This window comes from Fictibacillus nanhaiensis, from assembly GCF_049537595.1.
GTDB lineage: Bacteria > Bacillota > Bacilli > Bacillales > Fictibacillaceae > Fictibacillus > Fictibacillus nanhaiensis_F.
Window position 1 is genome coordinate 598,886 of sequence record NZ_JBMULM010000002.1, and the last position, 15,532, is coordinate 614,417.

Here is a 15,532-nt window from a genome sequence, read left to right on the forward strand (position 1 = left end):
TCTTATTCTGCTTTCTGAAGTACGCCTACAGCTTTTGAATTTTTAATTTTCTGCAGGATACCTTGAATAGACGTGTATTCGTCATAGAGGAAGACGAGTGTATCACCAGGCTCGGAGCATTCCCAAGCTTGGATTAAGGCTTCGGCTTCCTTAGGATATACAGAAACGGATGTAATGCCTTCAGCTTCTTTTACACCCATATAAAGGTGATGAACCGTTTCACCAGGAATCCGTCCCCTTAGATTGATATCTTCTTTAATGATAAAAATATCAGAGTGAGTTCCAAAGATTCGGCCCATCTCTTGAATCGTGTTATCTTGTCTGTCACCAGCTGCTGAACCAACCGTTATCACGCGGCCACTCTTCAGATGATCTACTGTTTCAAAAAGTGCCTTCAAACCAGCGGGGTTATGCGCATAGTCCACTACGATCGTACGATCATGAATGTTTAAAACGTTGAAGCGACCTCGGTTTTGGTTTTCCGTTGAAAGAAAAGTGATCACTTTACTTCTTAATTCTGACAAAGGTCTTCCTAATGAATGAGCTGCTGCAAGAGCGCCAAGGACATTCGCGATATTATGGCGGGCAGCACCATTAATCGTAATCGGAATGTGTGATACAGGAAGGAATCTTTCTGCTTTACCGTTCTCGTTGAATACAACCCAGTCATCTTCTAGATACCAAACTTTTAATCCTTGCTTTAACTGATCTTGAATCACTGGATTCATTACCGATAGGGAGAAAAAGATTACTTCGCCATTCGTATGATTCGCCATATCCACACATCGTGAATCGTCAGCGTTCAATACACATGTACCTTCAGGTAGAACAACTTCAGCAACCGTCTGCTTCAGTTTTTTTAAATCTTCTAAAGTTTCTACGCCATTCAACCCAAGATGATCTTCACTAACGTTGGTTACGATTCCAACGTCACAATAGCGAAACGCAAGGCCTTCACGCAACATTCCACCGCGAGCAGTCTCTAACACCGCGACATCTACAGAAGGATGAGCCAGAACTTTGCGCGCACTTCTTGGTCCGCTACAATCTCCTGCGTCCAGTTGCTGATCACCCACCCAAACACCATCAGAACAAGTATATCCAACCGTTATGTTTTCTTTCTGTAAAAGGTGTGAAACAAGACGTGTGGTCGTCGTTTTGCCGTTTGTGCCTGTTACCGCAACAACGGGAACCGCAGCTTCCTCACGAGAAGCAAACAGATAGTCAACGATGGCTCCACCTGCATCTCTCTTTTCCCCTTGTGATGGATGAAGATGCATACGGATGCCAGGAGCTGCATTCACTTCAAGAATGGCAGCTTCACCTTCAACAAAAGGAACCGTGACATCCGGCGATAGAATATCAATTCCTGCAATATCAAGACCAACAGCAGATGCCGCTTCAATAGCCATGTTACGATAATCAGGGTGAACATCATCTGTCACATCGATTGCCGAACCGCCTGTAGACAGGTTTGCGTTACCTAATACTTCTAAAGATTCTCCTTTGTTTAATACGGATTGAAGTGAATATCCACTTTTCTCAAGATGAACGACCGTACGTTCATCTAAAGGAATCTTGCTCATCGCTTTTTCATGACCATCACCACGTAATGGATCTAAGTTTTCTTCATCAATAAGTTCAGCTATCGTCTTATAGCCGTCACCAATTATAAATGGCGGAAGACGAAGACTTGCTGCAACTAACTCATTATTTACGACGAAAAAACGGTAATCATTCCCTGCATAATATCGTTCTAGAATATATGAAGTACCTTCGCTGAACACACAGCGGAAAGCAGCAATCAAGTCTGTGTCATTTTGAATATTTGTTATGATGTTCTGTCCCTGTCTGCCGTTAAGTGGTTTAATGACAAGTGGGTAACCAATATTCTCAGCTGACTGAAGCAGCTCATATTCATTGGAAACAACATCACCTTTAGGGACAGGGAGGCCAGCGCCTCTTACTAATGTTTTAGTCATATCTTTATCACAAGAATTTTCTACTGCCAAATAAGACGTTTGGGAGGAGATAGTCGCTTGGACGGATTTTTGCTTTTTACCCGTTCCAATTCTTAAGTAGCTGTTTGTTCCGATACGTTCTACTGGAATCTTTCGTTTTCGTGCAGCTTCATAGATAGCTTCCGTACTCGGACCTAGTTTATGTAGATGATACAGGTCAGAGGTATGGGTGATGTAAGAATCAGCACTAATTTGTTTCCCATCTAAGATAGCGGTTACAATTTCGAGAGCTGCTTCAAATGCGTAATATCCTGATTTTGGTTCCGTATAATCATACGTTACAAAGTAAATTCCTTTTCGTTCACTTGTGATCGTTTTACCACGTTTGACTGAGATCCCAGCAAGATGTTGGATCTCAAGTGCAATATGCTCTAAAATATGTCCGATCCATGTTCCTTCATGAAGGCGTTCTACGAATCCGCCTGCATAACCCCTGGAACAAGTATGTGTGTGAAGGGAAGGAATGACTTTTAACAATGTATCTACAAACCCTGGTAAAGTGTTAGAGGGTTTTTCCTCAAATTCTTCTATATCAAGCTCAATCCATATAGTAGGTTTAAAGCTGTAAAGGTTCGGTCCCGTTAAGTAATTGACGCGGTTGATTTTCATTAAGACGTTCTCTCCTTAAGTGATGATTAATTCTCGTTTGTATAAGTCAAATACAGCACCCGCTCCAAGTGTATGGAAACGGATATCGGAAATCGTCATATTTCCTTTATTCTCAGCAATATCTACATACGTCGATGTTTTGCCATCAAATATGCTCACGTTGTATTCACCGATCACCTCAAACTGCTTGCCGTCGTTATGAACCCAGATTGCGGTGTTTTCATCGATACCGATGCCAATGATCTGAGGATTTAACGCGATAGCACGCATGAGACGACTAAACCGGTCACGCTGGGAAAAGTGCTGATCAATAATTACGTCTTCTAAAAATCCAAAGCCTGAACCTAACTCAAGTATTGAAACATCTTCTTTTTCAAACAGCTTTGATGAGATAATCATCAATCTGCTCATAACAGCAGCACCGGCACTCGTTCCACCGATGATTAAACCTTCTTGCCATTCTCGAAAGAGGTGTTTATAAAAGGATGTTCCACCTAAAATACTTGTTAGTCTTAATTGGTCGCCCCCTGTCATGAAAAGACCAGACAGAGAAGAAAGCTGTTCGGGTAATTCAGGGTCTTCCGCTTTTTCACGGGAATCTAAATGGAAAAGCAGTGGCTTAGTACCATGTAAGGTTTGAAACAGTTGATAATATTCACTGCCTACTTCTTCCGGATAGCCGGATGCTGTTGTCAGGATCCCTATCGGACCTTGACGATTTTTACATAGTGCAGAGAATCTGGATAAGATTATTTTCTTTTCGCTCTTGTCCTCATTGCCACCAATGATCAGCAGATCACCTTTTGCCATCTTTCATCAGCCTCTTATTCATTAAGTAGTAGGAAAAACAGGTCGAAATCATCGTCCATTTCGCCCTGTTATGTATTCCACGATTCGCTAGAATTCAAACCTATTTGAGGAATTATTTTACTGTTTATTTAAATAGTTAAAATTTTTGTAAAATTATATAGATTCTTGTCAAAACAATTAGTATAATTTACCTATTGGGAGTATTTTACTTTCTATTTTTCAAAGGGGAGGAGTTAAGGGTCATTTAACAATTTAAAGGGAGGATGTATAAATGGAAAAAACATTACTTCTTCGATCCTACGAAATTAACACGAGCACAATGGCACTCTTACCGTTTTATAACGAATATGGAGAGGTTCAAACTGAAATTTTAGAAAGTGAAAAAAACGAAAGAGTTGCACTCAGCCCCATTAAAATTATTAACGAGAGCTGTTTGTTTTTTGGCTCTAGCTATGAAGGCAGGCGTGAAGCAGTTCGTCGCTCAATGGGCTATGTAAGTTTATCCCCGATCATGATTAACCTCGAACTAGGCATTTTCTTTTTTCCTGTTGAATCTCCTAAGAATGAAACGTGTATCTGGTTATCCCAATCGCATGTTCAACGAATTGATTCCATAGATTCTGACACGTGCAGTGTACACTTTAAGAATACTGCTAATTTAATCTTACCCCAATCTAAATATGCATTAGAGGCGAAATTGTTCCGAACTGCACAATACAGATATATCCTTAGCGAACGAGTAAATGAACGAATGATGAGATATTGAAAAAGTAGAATAATAGTAATACGAACACGCCCGATGCAAACTTGCACGGGCGTGTTTTGATTCATTTTTTTATATAAATATGGAACTTTCTTCCTTATTGTTCGTATAGCTATCAGAGGAGGAGATATGATGAAGCACTTAATAAGCTGTATCGTTACTGTATTCTTATTATTAGGCGTTAACTATGTGGCAGCGAATCTATTAGGAGTAGCGTTTATTGACACTTCATTATTTGTTGGTTTGATTTTTGCTCTCACTATTCGATTTTTCACTTCAAAAGGTGGACTTTCATCAAATATGGTTCGTATGCAGGCACAAGCTATGACAGGAATCAAGATTGAAGAAGAAAAAGCAACGTTCAAACCGAGTTATCCTTATTATACAGCTGTTATTTATACCCTCGTTTCTTTCATCTCCATATTAGTTTATTACAAAGATTATTTTATTTAGTAGATAGTTGATTTTTGAAAGAAAAATGGCAACAATGGATATTGAACTTCTTTTGAAGAATTTAAACAGGAGTGTGTCCATACATTGAACCTTCGTTTTGGTCGTTTATCTTTATGGTTTTGTTTAGCAGGAATTCTACTTGCTGGCTGGCCTTTCATCGTTCGAGATGATGTAGCTCAACAGGTTGCTATCTTTCTTTTTAGTGGAATCATGCTATATTTTATCGGTGTCATCTTTAGCGTTATAGCTATTGTGAAGAAAGAAGCTGGAAAAGCTAAGTTTTTCGGACTGTTTTTTATCTTGTTCATGGCTTTGATTTCTATATTCGGTCTTCTGTTATTATCGTTTGGGATCGGTGGAAAATAAGTTTATGCGTTTGCTATTGAAGTTGTAGAATAATAATGAGAAAAGCCTCTCCTTTGGGAGAGGCTTTTCTTTATTTAAGCTTGTTTTCTTCCTTCTTCTACTTCTTCAATTACAACATCTTCATCAAATGGAGTATCAAATTCAGTAGAGATTGGTGCAGTGAATAAGGAGATTCCTATTATACTAACCAATCCAGCTGACATTCCATAAAGAATAGGATTTGTTGCTGTAAGTCCTTCGATAAATAACCCTGCAAGTACAACAACTGTAGAAATTAAAATGGCATAGAATCCTGAATTAGGAGTCGCTCGTTTCCAAAAGAACGTCATAACGAGCGGAATGAAGATCGCTCCAGATAGAATCGCATAAGCTACATCCAGTGCAACGAGTACATCTTGAATCCATATGGAAAAAGTAATAGCGATTAAACCGATAACAAGTGTTGTAAGTCTTGATGCTTTAATCATTTGTTTGTCGGTAGGAGATTTCAAGAAATATTGTTTTAAAATGTCGTTCGTAATTAGAGTAGAGGACGCAAGTAACGATCCTGATGCCGTTGACATAAGTGCAGAACACACACTTGCTAGTACAAGCCCTAAGATACCAGTTGGTAAAATGGTAAGGGCCATCTCAGCAAATGTATTCTGCGGGTTATCCAATGAAGGCAGCACTATGAATGCGCACATACCTATGATGCTTCCAGCAATCGCGTATGCAAAACTATAAACTCCTGCAAAAATCGATCCATTTCTAGCTATCTTACTAGATTTTGCTGTGAAGACACGTTGCCAGATGTCTTGTGATACCACCATACCGAGCGCAAACAACAAAAAGTATTGGAAGATCTGCTGATAACCGATGCCTGTGAAATCTAAGTGAGATTCAGGAAGTCTTGTTAATAGATTTCCTAGACCATCTACCTTTGAAAGACTCATAGGAACCATAATGAAGAAGATACCAACCGTCATTACGATAAATTGAATAATATCCGTGACTGTAACACTCCACATTCCACCTAGGATTGTATAGAAGAGGACGATACCTCCTCCAACTAACATGGAAGTCGTTAAGCTCCAGCCTAAGAGCACATTAATGATTGTTCCCATCCCGATCACTTGGGTAACTGCGATCATTAAAGTATATATAGAAGCCACGATGGCACTTAAAAGACGTGTTTCAGATTTGTACCGTTTTCCTAAAAGTTCACTGATCGTTGTAACTTTTAATGAATCGATCTTTTTAATAAATATAGTACCTAAAAGAATAATACCTAAACCAATCATTGATACAAACCAGATGCCAGAGATCCCGAACTGATATCCTAACTTTGTCGTTCCAATCGTCGCAGCTCCACCTAAAATAACGGCAGACAAACAACCAAGATACATAAACATGCCAAGGTTGCGTCCTGCTAATGTAAAATCTTCAGAAGTCTTTGCTTTAGTAGAACCAATAATTCCTGCACCGATCAATACGGCAAAATACAAAAGAATAATAACTGTATCAAAAGTTTGCATAATAAAAAACCTCCTTTTTAGTGTAATCCTTTAACTAAGCTTTACGCGTTTTGGTAATTCTCCGATAGTTGAGCATGAACCTCAGCCATATATTCTGTAAGTGACTCTTCAAGGACAGCAAGACCTTGATCGATCTGTTCTTGATTGATCGTTAGAGGAGGAATCATTCTGATGACTTCACCATGATTGCCACAAAGATAAAAAAGAACGCCTTTTTCTAAGCACTTGTCTAGAATATTCATGAGTGCTTGACCGTCTGGTTTACATGTAAAAGGATCAATGATTTCAATACCAATCATTAGTCCTACTGCACGAATGCTCCCGATCAATGGAGTCCGCTCTTGAAGTTCTTTCAATTTTGCATATGCATAATTCCCCATGTTTTTTGAGTTCTCGATGAGTTTTTCTTTAGTTAAGACTTCAATTGTAGCGAGCGCCGCTTCACAAGCAATCGGATTTCCACCAAATGTTGTTCCGTGACTGCCGAGGGGCCATTGCTGCATGAGTTCTTTAGAAGCAACTGTTGCGCTTAGTGGCAATCCTGACGCAATACCTTTTGCGATAGCCATGATGTCTGGCGTAACTCCAAACGTTTGAGCAGCGAACCATTCACCTGTTCTTCCGAATCCCGTCTGAACTTCATCGAAAATCAGCAAGATGCCATGTCTGTCACAAACTTCTCTGATTTTCTTCAGCCAGCCACTCGGTGGAACGATATAGCCTCCTTCACCTAGAACAGGTTCTACAATCATACAGGCGACTTCTTCAGGTGTAACTTGATGGTTGAACAGTGTTTCAAAATCTTTCTCAAGCTTCTCGATGACGTACGTTTCTGAATCTACTCCACTCGGTGCGCTCTTTTCATCTGCATAGGGAACTTGATAGGCAAGACCGTTCGGTTGAAGAAACTTGCGGTATTTGCTTTTGGATGTTGTCACGCTCAACGCACCTAGTGATCGACCATGAAAGCATCCGGTAAAAGAAATCACATAGGGTCTTTTTGTGACATGCTTTGCAAGTTTCAATGCACCTTCAATGGCTTCGGTTCCGCTGTTGGCGAAGAAGAAACAATCCAAATTACCTGGTAGAACATGAGCTAGTTCCTTTGACAGCTTTAGAATTGACTCATACATGATGACTCCAGATGGTCCATGCATGAGGTGATCTGCTGCATCTTTGATCGCTTGTACCACTTTTGGATGACGATGGCCGGTATTTGCCGTTGCGATACCAGAAGTGAAATCAAGATATTGATTTCCATCCAATCCATAATAGTAGCAGCCCTCTGCTTTTACGACGGGTAGATTCGGATGATCTTTTGCCATACTTGGCGCTAAAAGATTAGGCATCTCGGTTACAAGGTTGCTCCAGTTGTTCATTGACACGTGTATTACCTCCTAGATATTCCATTCTCATGTTGTATAAATAATTTCTATATGGAATATCCATGCAAGGATCATGCCAAAAAACTAAATAATCTGATATTTTTTCATTTTTCTTACGATTGAAGGCTGACTCGTACCAAGTGCTTCTGCCATACGAATAGTCGTTTTGTATTTTTTTCGAGCATTTAATAACACTTGCCGCTCCGTTTCATCCATCACTTCTTTCAACGTTCGAGCTTCGTCTAGGGAAGTAGAGGAAGGAGACATCTCTTCTTTTACATGATCGGGAAGCTGTTCTACCGTAATGAGGGTAGAAGGGGAGAGAACGACTAACCTCTCCATGATGTTGATGAGTTCACGTACATTGCCACGCCATTCGTAATGAAGAAGATGATGGATCACGGCCTCATCCAACTTTTTGCTTCTGTTGTATTTTTTCTCAAATTGTTCAAGTAGCATATGTATGAGCGGTACGATGTCTTCCGTCCTGGACCGAAGTGGAGGAATGGTCACCGGTACGACGTTTAATCGGAAATAAAGATCTTCACGAAACTGTTTTTCTTGTATGGCTTTTTTAAGATCTTTATTGGTCGCTGAAATGAGACGGAAATCAGCTTGAATCGGCTTTGTTCCCCCAACGCGATAGAACTGCTTTTCTTGGATGACTTTTAAGACTTTTACTTGATGAGAGAGAGGGAGTTCCCCAATCTCGTCTAAAAAGAGTGTGCCTCCGTTCGAAAGTTCGATAAGACCTACTTTCCCTTTTTGATGAGCTCCTGTAAAAGCACCTGGTTCATAGCCGAACAATTCTGCTTCAAAGAGTGAATCCGGGATAGCTCCGCAGTTCACCTCAATGAACGGACCTTTCGCACGATAACTTTTATTATGTATAAACCTAGCTAACAATGATTTACCAACGCCAGATTCACCAAGTATTAAGGCATTTACATCTACTTCTGATAATTGAATGGCTGTAGAGACCACTTTCTTCATATCTTCACTGTTTGCGATGATCCCAGCATCATGAAGCTGTTTGCTTCTTAAAAGGTCGAGCTCTGTTTTGACGCGATGCATTTCTTCTTCCATCGTAATCAAAAAATCTTTGTACTCTGCGAGTTCTGTAATGTCGTGTGAGTAGCTGACAACCCGATATAACTCTCCATGTTCGTTATAAACAGGGATCCCAGTAACGAGCAATTTCTTTCCTTTGTTTGTCGTCTGGACAAAGGTAATTTTTTTATTTTCTTTTACGACCATAGGCGTTAGGATCGGGGTAAACAAACCTTGGGCTTCTAGATCATAAACAGATTTTCCGATGAGACTGTCAGAGTCAACTCCGTAAATCTTTCCTGTTACTTCACTAACTTTTAAGATAATACCGTCAACGTTCGTTACTAAAATGTCATCTTTTAAAGAATGAAGGATTTGCTCATTTTCGTTCCAGTCGTTAGTCGTATGCATTTCGATCAGTCCTTTTCTAGTGAAATGATTTATTCAATTCTGAATAATTATTTATCTTTGAATAATTATACAATGAGAAAGGAGAGGTTGGATACTGGCTTTTGGATATAAATAATGAGTTACTGCTTTTATGACGGGAAACTGGGGGATAATCACAGAAAAATTGAGGTTGATAACGGACTTCTAAAAAACGATAAAAAAAGGACCATGCAACTGGTCCTTAGAGGAAATTAAAATAATTCGGTTTTCAGTTCCACATCAATGTTTCCGCTTGTAGCTTTAGAATACGGACATACACCGTGTGCTGTTTTGACTAATTCTTCCGCTTCTTCTTGAGTAACACCGTTAACCCCGACGTTGAGTACGACAGCTAGTTTGAACCCACCGTCTGTATCTTTTCCGATGGATACTTCAGCTGTTACCTTAGATTGGATGCGCTTTTTAGCTTGACGGGCCACAAGGTTAAGTGCTGAATCAAAACATGCTGCGTATCCTGCTGCAAAGAGCTGTTCAGGGTTTGTTGCGTTTTCGTTCCCTGATCCGCCTAATGCTTTAGGCATAGCCAACTCATGGTTCAAGACACCATCATCACTTGTAACTTTACCGGCTCTTCCGCCTTCTGCTGTTGCTTTTGCTGTGTATAGAGAATCCATTTTCAACACTCCTTATTTGTTTTGTAAAATTAAATTGCGTGCAACCTAAGTGGTTCGTTATTAGCATAACGTACCCTTAAATAGATGTCAAACGATTTAATTGTGTAAAACTAAATTGTGGTATAATAGGTAAAGAAGGTACACGAGAAAGGAAATGGTTATGAATACTGAAGGATTAAAACTCGAGAATCAGATTTGCTTTAAGATCTATACAGCAGAACGTGAAATCACAAAACTGTATCGAAATCTTCTCCGAGAACTAAACGTTACGTATCCACAATATTTAGTTTTGCTACTTTTATGGGAAAAAAATTCACTCTCCGTAAAAGAATTAGGGCAGCGTTTATTTCTAGATTCAGGCACGCTTACCCCCATGTTAAAACGGATGGAGTTAAATGGACTTGTGAAAAGAAAGCGGTCCGTACAAGATGAACGAATCGTCATTATCTCGCTAACAGAAAAAGGGGAGAAATTAAAAGAAAAAGCAGAGTGCATACCCAATCAGCTTATTGAAAACATATCAATGAACAAAGGAGAGTTAACCCTTTTGAACGAGACTCTCACATCCATGTTAGACATGCTTCAAAATCAATCGGATCAAGAATAAGATGAAGCGCTTAGACATTTGTCTAAGCGCTTTTCTAGTATAAAAAATGAATACATTACGCGTTACAAAAGAACACTAAAGAAAAACTCATATAGAGATATAAGCATGTTTAAAAAACAGAGAGAGAAAACAGGTAAGGAGAATAACAGGAATCAAGGTCATTCCGATCCTAACGCTGAAACGACCCATTGGATCGAGGAACTTTCAATCTCAAATGATTTCGTTAATGACTATACATCTTCTGATCCAACAAAGCCGTTTTGGATCTCTTATTTTAGAACGCTGATCCTATCAGAAACATTGCACCGAGACGTGGTTCCATATTTGTCAGAACATCACTCTTTAGAAGAAGTGAAAAATGACATCCCTGTTCAGCAAATCGTACAATCATCAAACTCAAAATTAATTAAGGAAAAGCTATTACAAGGTTTTGCGGCCATTCGACTTTCTGAGAAGGATACAGAGTGTCTGCTGGTCAGCGTTGCAAATAATAAATTCAGAGATATCTCTTTACCCACCATGGAAGCGACCGCACTTGGTCCGCAGGCGGCGTTTGTTGAAGAAATTGATCTGTCGCAAAATGAAGTGCAATATCGATTAGTGAACGGCCAGGTTCGTATTGCAGTGATCGGTGAAAAACTTGCAGAGGAAAGTCTTTTTCCGCTGCTTGATACTTTTTCCCGATCTCCAGAGATCGGGAGCTTGATTCAATTGGCAATCGTAGAAGGGGAAGCATCTAAGCTGCTCTCCATAAAAAAATATGAAAAGAAAACATCGCTCTCTATCTTTCGGATATGATCAGTCAAAATGCAAAAAGGGGAGAGCTGCCAACAACGGATCTCGCCATTTTTTTCTTATAAATATTACGATGAAGGAAACGATCCGTACTTACCTGTTTTAAGAAAAGAAAACGGCAAAATTAAAATAACCGGGATGGGCCTTTTTAAAGATGATCGATTAAAAACAACATTGCCTTTAGAAGATGTATTTACATTAAAAATGCTCACCGAAAGTTCTAGAATGGGCACACATCAATATAAGGTCGATAAAAATAGCTATGTTGTTATCAATTCGCCTCGTTATGACGTTGAGATGCATGATGGTGTCCCTCTATTTGAAATTAAAATAAAGGTGGATGCCAGAATTCAGGAATACACAGGTCATAAATCAAATACCGGAAAAGCAAATACACTGGAAATCCAAAAGAAAATAAAAACCATCATCGAAAAAGAAGCAACAGAAATGATAAAGTTCTTTCAAGAAAACGATGTTGATCCTCTAGGTTTAGGAGCAAAATACGAAGCGCATAATCGAGACTTCGATTTAAAAAAATGGAAGGAACAATATCCAGATACAAAAGTGAATGCCCATGTTGACTTAACCATCGTGAATACAGGAATTTCTGAATAAAAAAAGGACTGCTGTAGACAGTCCTTTTTTTATGGTTTAGTTAATACGTATACCTTGACTAATGAGGCATGTTTCCTGAGTTGTTTGTTTGTGGTGCCGGTGCATAACTTTGAAGCATGGCAGACATATCCTGGTCGTTTAACTGAGGAACCTGGTAGTATCCATGCTTATTTTGATAAAGGAATATTTCATAGCTCATCTCTATAAAATTTGGAACACTGTCGGCAATCACTCGGCGTAAAATCGGATTTGTCATCTCTAGCGCCGTCATAGCTAGTAGGGTAGCTAAAGATTTCGTGTTTCCTAGCATGTATGCAGATAGCCCTTGATCAGAAAGGTCGTTTACAGATTGATTCGGTTTTTTCGGCTTTCCGGGTTTAATGCCATAAACAGCATCGTTGTTTTGATTCATCATGTACGACTGAGTTGGTATTTTTGGATCTTGTCCTGTACTGAAGCAAGACACAATGGTATTGTACAACTGCGTGACAAAGGCAGATTGACGATGGTTGATGTCTTTTAAAACTGGATCTTTTATATGCTGGTCATGCATTTGATATTGATCGAGCATACTGATGATACCAGCGATCACTTCATGTGCATCAAACAGTTCGTGGCCTCCATGATTCTTATTCATACCTTGTTTAGCCATCATGTTTGGTGGCATTTGAGCTTTGTTTGGCATTTGATTTTGGTTTTGATTTGGATTAGGCATTTTAAATTTCCTCCTAAATAGTAATACGTCATTAGGATACCTATTTTCTTAACAATCATGTGCTAAAAATGAGAAAAAGCTCACCTCGTTAAGTTCAAACGAAGTGAGCCACGTTTTCTTTTAATTATGGTTTATCTCATCATCACGCATGAGCCAGCCTTCAAAGTGGCGCTTGACGTAATTTTCAGCCTCTTGATAGCTTGCAAATGTTTCATCAACCGGATGTGTCTTATGTGTGATCAGCCATTTTTGGTTATCTTCAGAGTAGACCTTCGATACTTCACGGTGATTGTTTACATACAAGCTGCCATCAGGATTTTCCTTCACGTTATTTTCGTTCTTCGGTGAATCGATTCGTCTAGGCTGTTCATGGAATGCTGCAACAACAAACTTTTCAAACGCTTCAGAAGTCATGTTTCCACCTGAAGCTTTAGGGTGTCCACCGCCACCATACTGTTTCGCATAGATGGAGCAATCCACTTCATCATGAATGGTACGAAGACCGATTCGTTTGTTTGCGATATTTAAAATCACGATCAAGTCTAAATGAGGATTCTCACGATTAATCTCGTTCCCAAGCTCAGAGTGATAACGTTCAGCATGAATAATACCAATTTTATACGTTTTCTCTTCAGATCCTTCACCTAAAGACCATGTATCCCAGATCTCGACCATCTGACGCTGTTTCTTTTTAATGTAATCTGCAATATTTTCCTCTTCAAGATCGAGAATCGTTGTTTCTGTTTCTGAGAACTTAAAAGAATCACCCTTTAAACGATCCATGATCTGGTCTTCAAATTTATCAGGAGGTAAGATAAAGAATAAGTCGTTCAAACGCTTAGCTTCAACCTTCTTATCAAACCATTCCCACGTATCATATAAACGGACAAGCTCTACATATTCATCGAGTGCACCAGTTGGTTTAAGCTTATTGTTCTCGATCAAATATTCGTAGAAAAGGGAAGTGGCACATGTTAAACGGTCATCCTCATAACGAACTTGAACATGCCCCCAGTCAAAGCCATTGAAATGAAGGGCTGTTGCATGGTGATCGATCAGCTTCACTTTTCCGCCAGCATTCGAGCGTTCATCAAGTCTCATCATTAATTCTTCGTTGACCGCAATATCTGTAATGATAATTTCTGTTTTTCTTTCCTTCGGATTATCGAGTAGCATCTCTACACGGTCGTTAATCGTTCCGTGTGAACAATACGAAATTTTACAGTTGTCTCCAAAAGCTAATTGTGCTAAATAGCCGCACGATTTTCCGTCTAAATCATTGTGTGAAAATAAATGAATCATGTCAGTATCCTCTCTATTATGCTCTCTGTCTAGAGTATCGTCATAAAGCATAAAGTTCAACCTTTAAAAAATTTTCCTATAGAGAAGCACTCATATATTTATTAGCAAGTTCGGCTGCTTTTTCATATTGAGAAGATCTCCGATAATAGTGAAAGATTTCTTTTTCATAGATCATCAATAAAGATTCCTGTCCTTTTTCTCGTAAGTGAGGAAGGAAAGTCGTTTCTAAATATTGATAATAGGTTTCTGATTGAGAATGCATCAGCATGATTTCGAGCAAATGGAAAACATGTAAATATGTATCGTTTTTCATATTTTTTGCTAGATTACGGCCTAACTGAATATGTTTTTCCAGCACCGTTTGTTCCGTATGACCGACGTGAATGGAACAATGCACAAATCCTCGTCTAGCGCCTAATTCAATGTGGGGGAGAGAAAGCGTATAGCATCCTTCTAATGCTTTCTCATAAGCATCTCTTGCTTCTTCAAAAAGATTCTTTGCAGCAAAATCCACACCTAAGTTATGCCATAGATTAACAACCTTCACATCTTCTTGATACGTTTTACAGCTTTTTATTAATGCGTGATAACGTTCTACCGTATCCTCAAAATGATCGATGTCGTTGTATCCCATCTGAATCAGCATGAGAGTCTCGGTATCAAGCATGCGTTTGAAATTATTAGTCGTTCTGAAATAGGAAAGAGCTAAGTTGCCATAATGATATGCTTTTACTTTAGCTTGGATCATATGATAGGCAGAGGCGAGGTGATAGTAAAATTCATGATTGTTATATTCAATCGGATTTATGTTGGTAAGATGTTTGATTGCTTCCTTTATATTCCCAAGGCTTATGTAATAGATGCCCAACGTATGCTCGAGTAAATGTTTATCATAACGATCAAGCAGCCCTAGCTGTTGCAAACAGCTATCTAATATCTCTTTTCCTTTTTGCAAGTTTCCTTTAAAAAAATAATACCGGGCCAGCAGGATACGATACGAGTTTTGTACCTCTGAGAGATAAATATACGCATTGTTCTCAATCTCTTCTTTTAGTGTGTCTAATTCTCCTAGTTGCTGCTTTACCATGACCTCTAACCATTCGTTAAGCTTTTTTTCCAAAAGCTCATATTGTTCCAATTCTTGGTTCAGATCAATATTTAACCTTTTGCAGATCAATGATATTATTTCAGAGGAATATTGAGTAATGCCTCTTTCGATCTTGCTAATATGAGTGACTGAGCAAATTCCTTCTCCAAGCTGTGTTTGAGTTAAACCAGCCCTTTCGCGATACAATTTAATGATTAAACCTTCCTTCATGTATCTTCACTCCGTTTGTAGGTTGTTTTTCCAATAGTAGCACGATTTTCTATTCTAAAATAGATGATTGCAAGTGGTAGGATGTCCTTTCTCTTTCGTATAAAAAACTTGATAAAAACCAGAGGAAAAGTGTGATTTGGGG

General features: G+C 39.1%; 15 protein-coding genes. 6 read left to right on the forward strand and 9 right to left on the reverse strand.

Annotated elements, in window-relative coordinates; translation table 11 throughout:
- Window positions 1-2: 2 nt before the first annotated feature.
- Window positions 3-2,630: a cyanophycin synthetase gene (gene cphA / locus ACOZ9X_RS14425; protein WP_423418785.1), complete on the reverse strand. Its 2,628-nt coding sequence runs from the start codon at window positions 2,628-2,630 to the stop codon at window positions 3-5.
- Window positions 2,631-2,645: 15 nt separating this feature from the next.
- Window positions 2,646-3,440, reverse strand: coding sequence for a cyanophycinase (locus ACOZ9X_RS14430; protein WP_423418786.1), 795 nt, complete (start codon window positions 3,438-3,440; stop codon window positions 2,646-2,648).
- 271 nt (window positions 3,441-3,711) lie between these two features.
- Between ACOZ9X_RS14430 and ACOZ9X_RS14435 the strand changes: the two genes are divergently transcribed.
- The 3 genes from ACOZ9X_RS14435 (at window position 3,712) to ACOZ9X_RS14445 (ending at window position 5,022) form a co-directional block, all read left to right on the forward strand.
- Window positions 3,712-4,206 carry a competence protein ComK gene (locus tag ACOZ9X_RS14435; protein ID WP_066392449.1) on the forward strand — a complete coding sequence of 165 codons (495 nt, stop codon included), beginning with the start codon at window positions 3,712-3,714 and terminating at the stop codon, window positions 4,204-4,206.
- A 126-nt stretch (window positions 4,207-4,332) separates the two neighbouring features.
- Window positions 4,333-4,656, forward strand: coding sequence for a hypothetical protein (locus tag ACOZ9X_RS14440; protein WP_423418787.1), 324 nt, complete (start codon window positions 4,333-4,335; stop codon window positions 4,654-4,656).
- An 84-nt stretch (window positions 4,657-4,740) separates the two neighbouring features.
- Window positions 4,741-5,022 (forward strand): hypothetical protein, encoded by a 282-nt coding sequence (locus tag ACOZ9X_RS14445; RefSeq protein ID WP_416731074.1) that lies wholly within the window; start codon window positions 4,741-4,743, stop codon window positions 5,020-5,022.
- A 74-nt stretch (window positions 5,023-5,096) separates the two neighbouring features.
- Here the strand turns inward: ACOZ9X_RS14445 and ACOZ9X_RS14450 are convergent, their stop codons facing one another.
- The 4 genes from ACOZ9X_RS14450 to ACOZ9X_RS14465 all read right to left on the reverse strand — a co-directional run bounded on the left by ACOZ9X_RS14450 (window position 5,097) and on the right by ACOZ9X_RS14465 (window position 10,038).
- Window positions 5,097-6,539 (reverse strand): sodium:solute symporter, encoded by a 1,443-nt coding sequence (locus ACOZ9X_RS14450; RefSeq protein WP_423418788.1) that lies wholly within the window; start codon window positions 6,537-6,539, stop codon window positions 5,097-5,099.
- 41 nt (window positions 6,540-6,580) lie between these two features.
- The gene (locus ACOZ9X_RS14455) at window positions 6,581-7,918 is read right to left on the reverse strand and encodes an aspartate aminotransferase family protein (RefSeq protein WP_423418961.1); all 1,338 of its coding nucleotides are present in this window, start codon (window positions 7,916-7,918) and stop codon (window positions 6,581-6,583) included.
- A 90-nt stretch (window positions 7,919-8,008) separates the two neighbouring features.
- Complete coding sequence (locus ACOZ9X_RS14460; RefSeq protein WP_423418789.1) at window positions 8,009-9,385, reverse strand: sigma-54 interaction domain-containing protein; 1,377 nt, start codon at window positions 9,383-9,385, stop codon at window positions 8,009-8,011.
- Between the two features lie 230 nt (window positions 9,386-9,615).
- On the reverse strand, window positions 9,616-10,038 hold the full coding sequence (locus ACOZ9X_RS14465; protein ID WP_423418790.1) for an organic hydroperoxide resistance protein: 423 nt from the start codon (window positions 10,036-10,038) through the stop codon (window positions 9,616-9,618).
- A gap of 160 nt (window positions 10,039-10,198) precedes the next feature.
- Between ACOZ9X_RS14465 and ACOZ9X_RS14470 the strand changes: the two genes are divergently transcribed.
- The 3 genes from ACOZ9X_RS14470 (at window position 10,199) to ACOZ9X_RS14480 (ending at window position 12,055) form a co-directional block, all read left to right on the forward strand.
- Entirely contained in the window at window positions 10,199-10,645 is a 447-nt protein-coding gene (locus ACOZ9X_RS14470) for a MarR family winged helix-turn-helix transcriptional regulator (RefSeq protein ID WP_423418791.1), read from the forward strand.
- A gap of 105 nt (window positions 10,646-10,750) precedes the next feature.
- Window positions 10,751-11,443 carry a spore germination protein gene (locus tag ACOZ9X_RS14475; RefSeq protein WP_423418792.1) on the forward strand — a complete coding sequence of 231 codons (693 nt, stop codon included), beginning with the start codon at window positions 10,751-10,753 and terminating at the stop codon, window positions 11,441-11,443.
- 9 nt (window positions 11,444-11,452) lie between these two features.
- Window positions 11,453-12,055, forward strand: coding sequence for a Ger(x)C family spore germination C-terminal domain-containing protein (locus tag ACOZ9X_RS14480; RefSeq protein ID WP_423418793.1), 603 nt, complete (start codon window positions 11,453-11,455; stop codon window positions 12,053-12,055).
- A gap of 58 nt (window positions 12,056-12,113) precedes the next feature.
- Here the strand turns inward: ACOZ9X_RS14480 and ACOZ9X_RS14485 are convergent, their stop codons facing one another.
- From ACOZ9X_RS14485 to ACOZ9X_RS14495, 3 genes are all read right to left on the reverse strand, one after another.
- A complete protein-coding gene (locus ACOZ9X_RS14485; RefSeq protein WP_423418794.1) occupies window positions 12,114-12,770 on the reverse strand; it encodes a spore coat protein in 657 nt (218 codons plus the stop codon).
- A gap of 120 nt (window positions 12,771-12,890) precedes the next feature.
- Window positions 12,891-14,072, reverse strand: a complete 1,182-nt coding sequence (locus ACOZ9X_RS14490) for a DHH family phosphoesterase (RefSeq protein WP_423418795.1) — start codon at window positions 14,070-14,072, stop codon at window positions 12,891-12,893.
- A gap of 76 nt (window positions 14,073-14,148) precedes the next feature.
- Entirely contained in the window at window positions 14,149-15,390 is a 1,242-nt protein-coding gene (locus ACOZ9X_RS14495) for a helix-turn-helix domain-containing protein (RefSeq protein WP_423418796.1), read from the reverse strand.
- Between the last annotated feature and the right edge of the window lie 142 nt (window positions 15,391-15,532).

Coding starts and splice junctions, on each gene's coding strand:
- ACOZ9X_RS14480 (WP_423418793.1), top strand. CDS start 11,453: ATGCAAAAAGGGGAGAGCTGCCAACAACGGATCTCGCCATTTTTTTCT.
- ACOZ9X_RS14460 (WP_423418789.1), bottom strand. CDS start 9,385: ATGCATACGACTAACGACTGGAACGAAAATGAGCAAATCCTTCATTCT.
- ACOZ9X_RS14440 (WP_423418787.1), top strand. CDS start 4,333: ATGATGAAGCACTTAATAAGCTGTATCGTTACTGTATTCTTATTATTA.
- cphA (WP_423418785.1), bottom strand. CDS start 2,630: ATGAAAATCAACCGCGTCAATTACTTAACGGGACCGAACCTTTACAGC.
- ACOZ9X_RS14450 (WP_423418788.1), bottom strand. CDS start 6,539: ATGCAAACTTTTGATACAGTTATTATTCTTTTGTATTTTGCCGTATTG.
- ACOZ9X_RS14485 (WP_423418794.1), bottom strand. CDS start 12,770: ATGCCTAATCCAAATCAAAACCAAAATCAAATGCCAAACAAAGCTCAA.
- ACOZ9X_RS14430 (WP_423418786.1), bottom strand. CDS start 3,440: ATGGCAAAAGGTGATCTGCTGATCATTGGTGGCAATGAGGACAAGAGC.
- ACOZ9X_RS14455 (WP_423418961.1), bottom strand. CDS start 7,918: ATGAACAACTGGAGCAACCTTGTAACCGAGATGCCTAATCTTTTAGCG.
- ACOZ9X_RS14435 (WP_066392449.1), top strand. CDS start 3,712: ATGGAAAAAACATTACTTCTTCGATCCTACGAAATTAACACGAGCACA.
- ACOZ9X_RS14470 (WP_423418791.1), top strand. CDS start 10,199: ATGAATACTGAAGGATTAAAACTCGAGAATCAGATTTGCTTTAAGATC.
- ACOZ9X_RS14490 (WP_423418795.1), bottom strand. CDS start 14,072: ATGATTCATTTATTTTCACACAATGATTTAGACGGAAAATCGTGCGGC.
- ACOZ9X_RS14465 (WP_423418790.1), bottom strand. CDS start 10,038: ATGGATTCTCTATACACAGCAAAAGCAACAGCAGAAGGCGGAAGAGCC.
- ACOZ9X_RS14475 (WP_423418792.1), top strand. CDS start 10,751: ATGTTTAAAAAACAGAGAGAGAAAACAGGTAAGGAGAATAACAGGAAT.
- ACOZ9X_RS14495 (WP_423418796.1), bottom strand. CDS start 15,390: ATGAAGGAAGGTTTAATCATTAAATTGTATCGCGAAAGGGCTGGTTTA.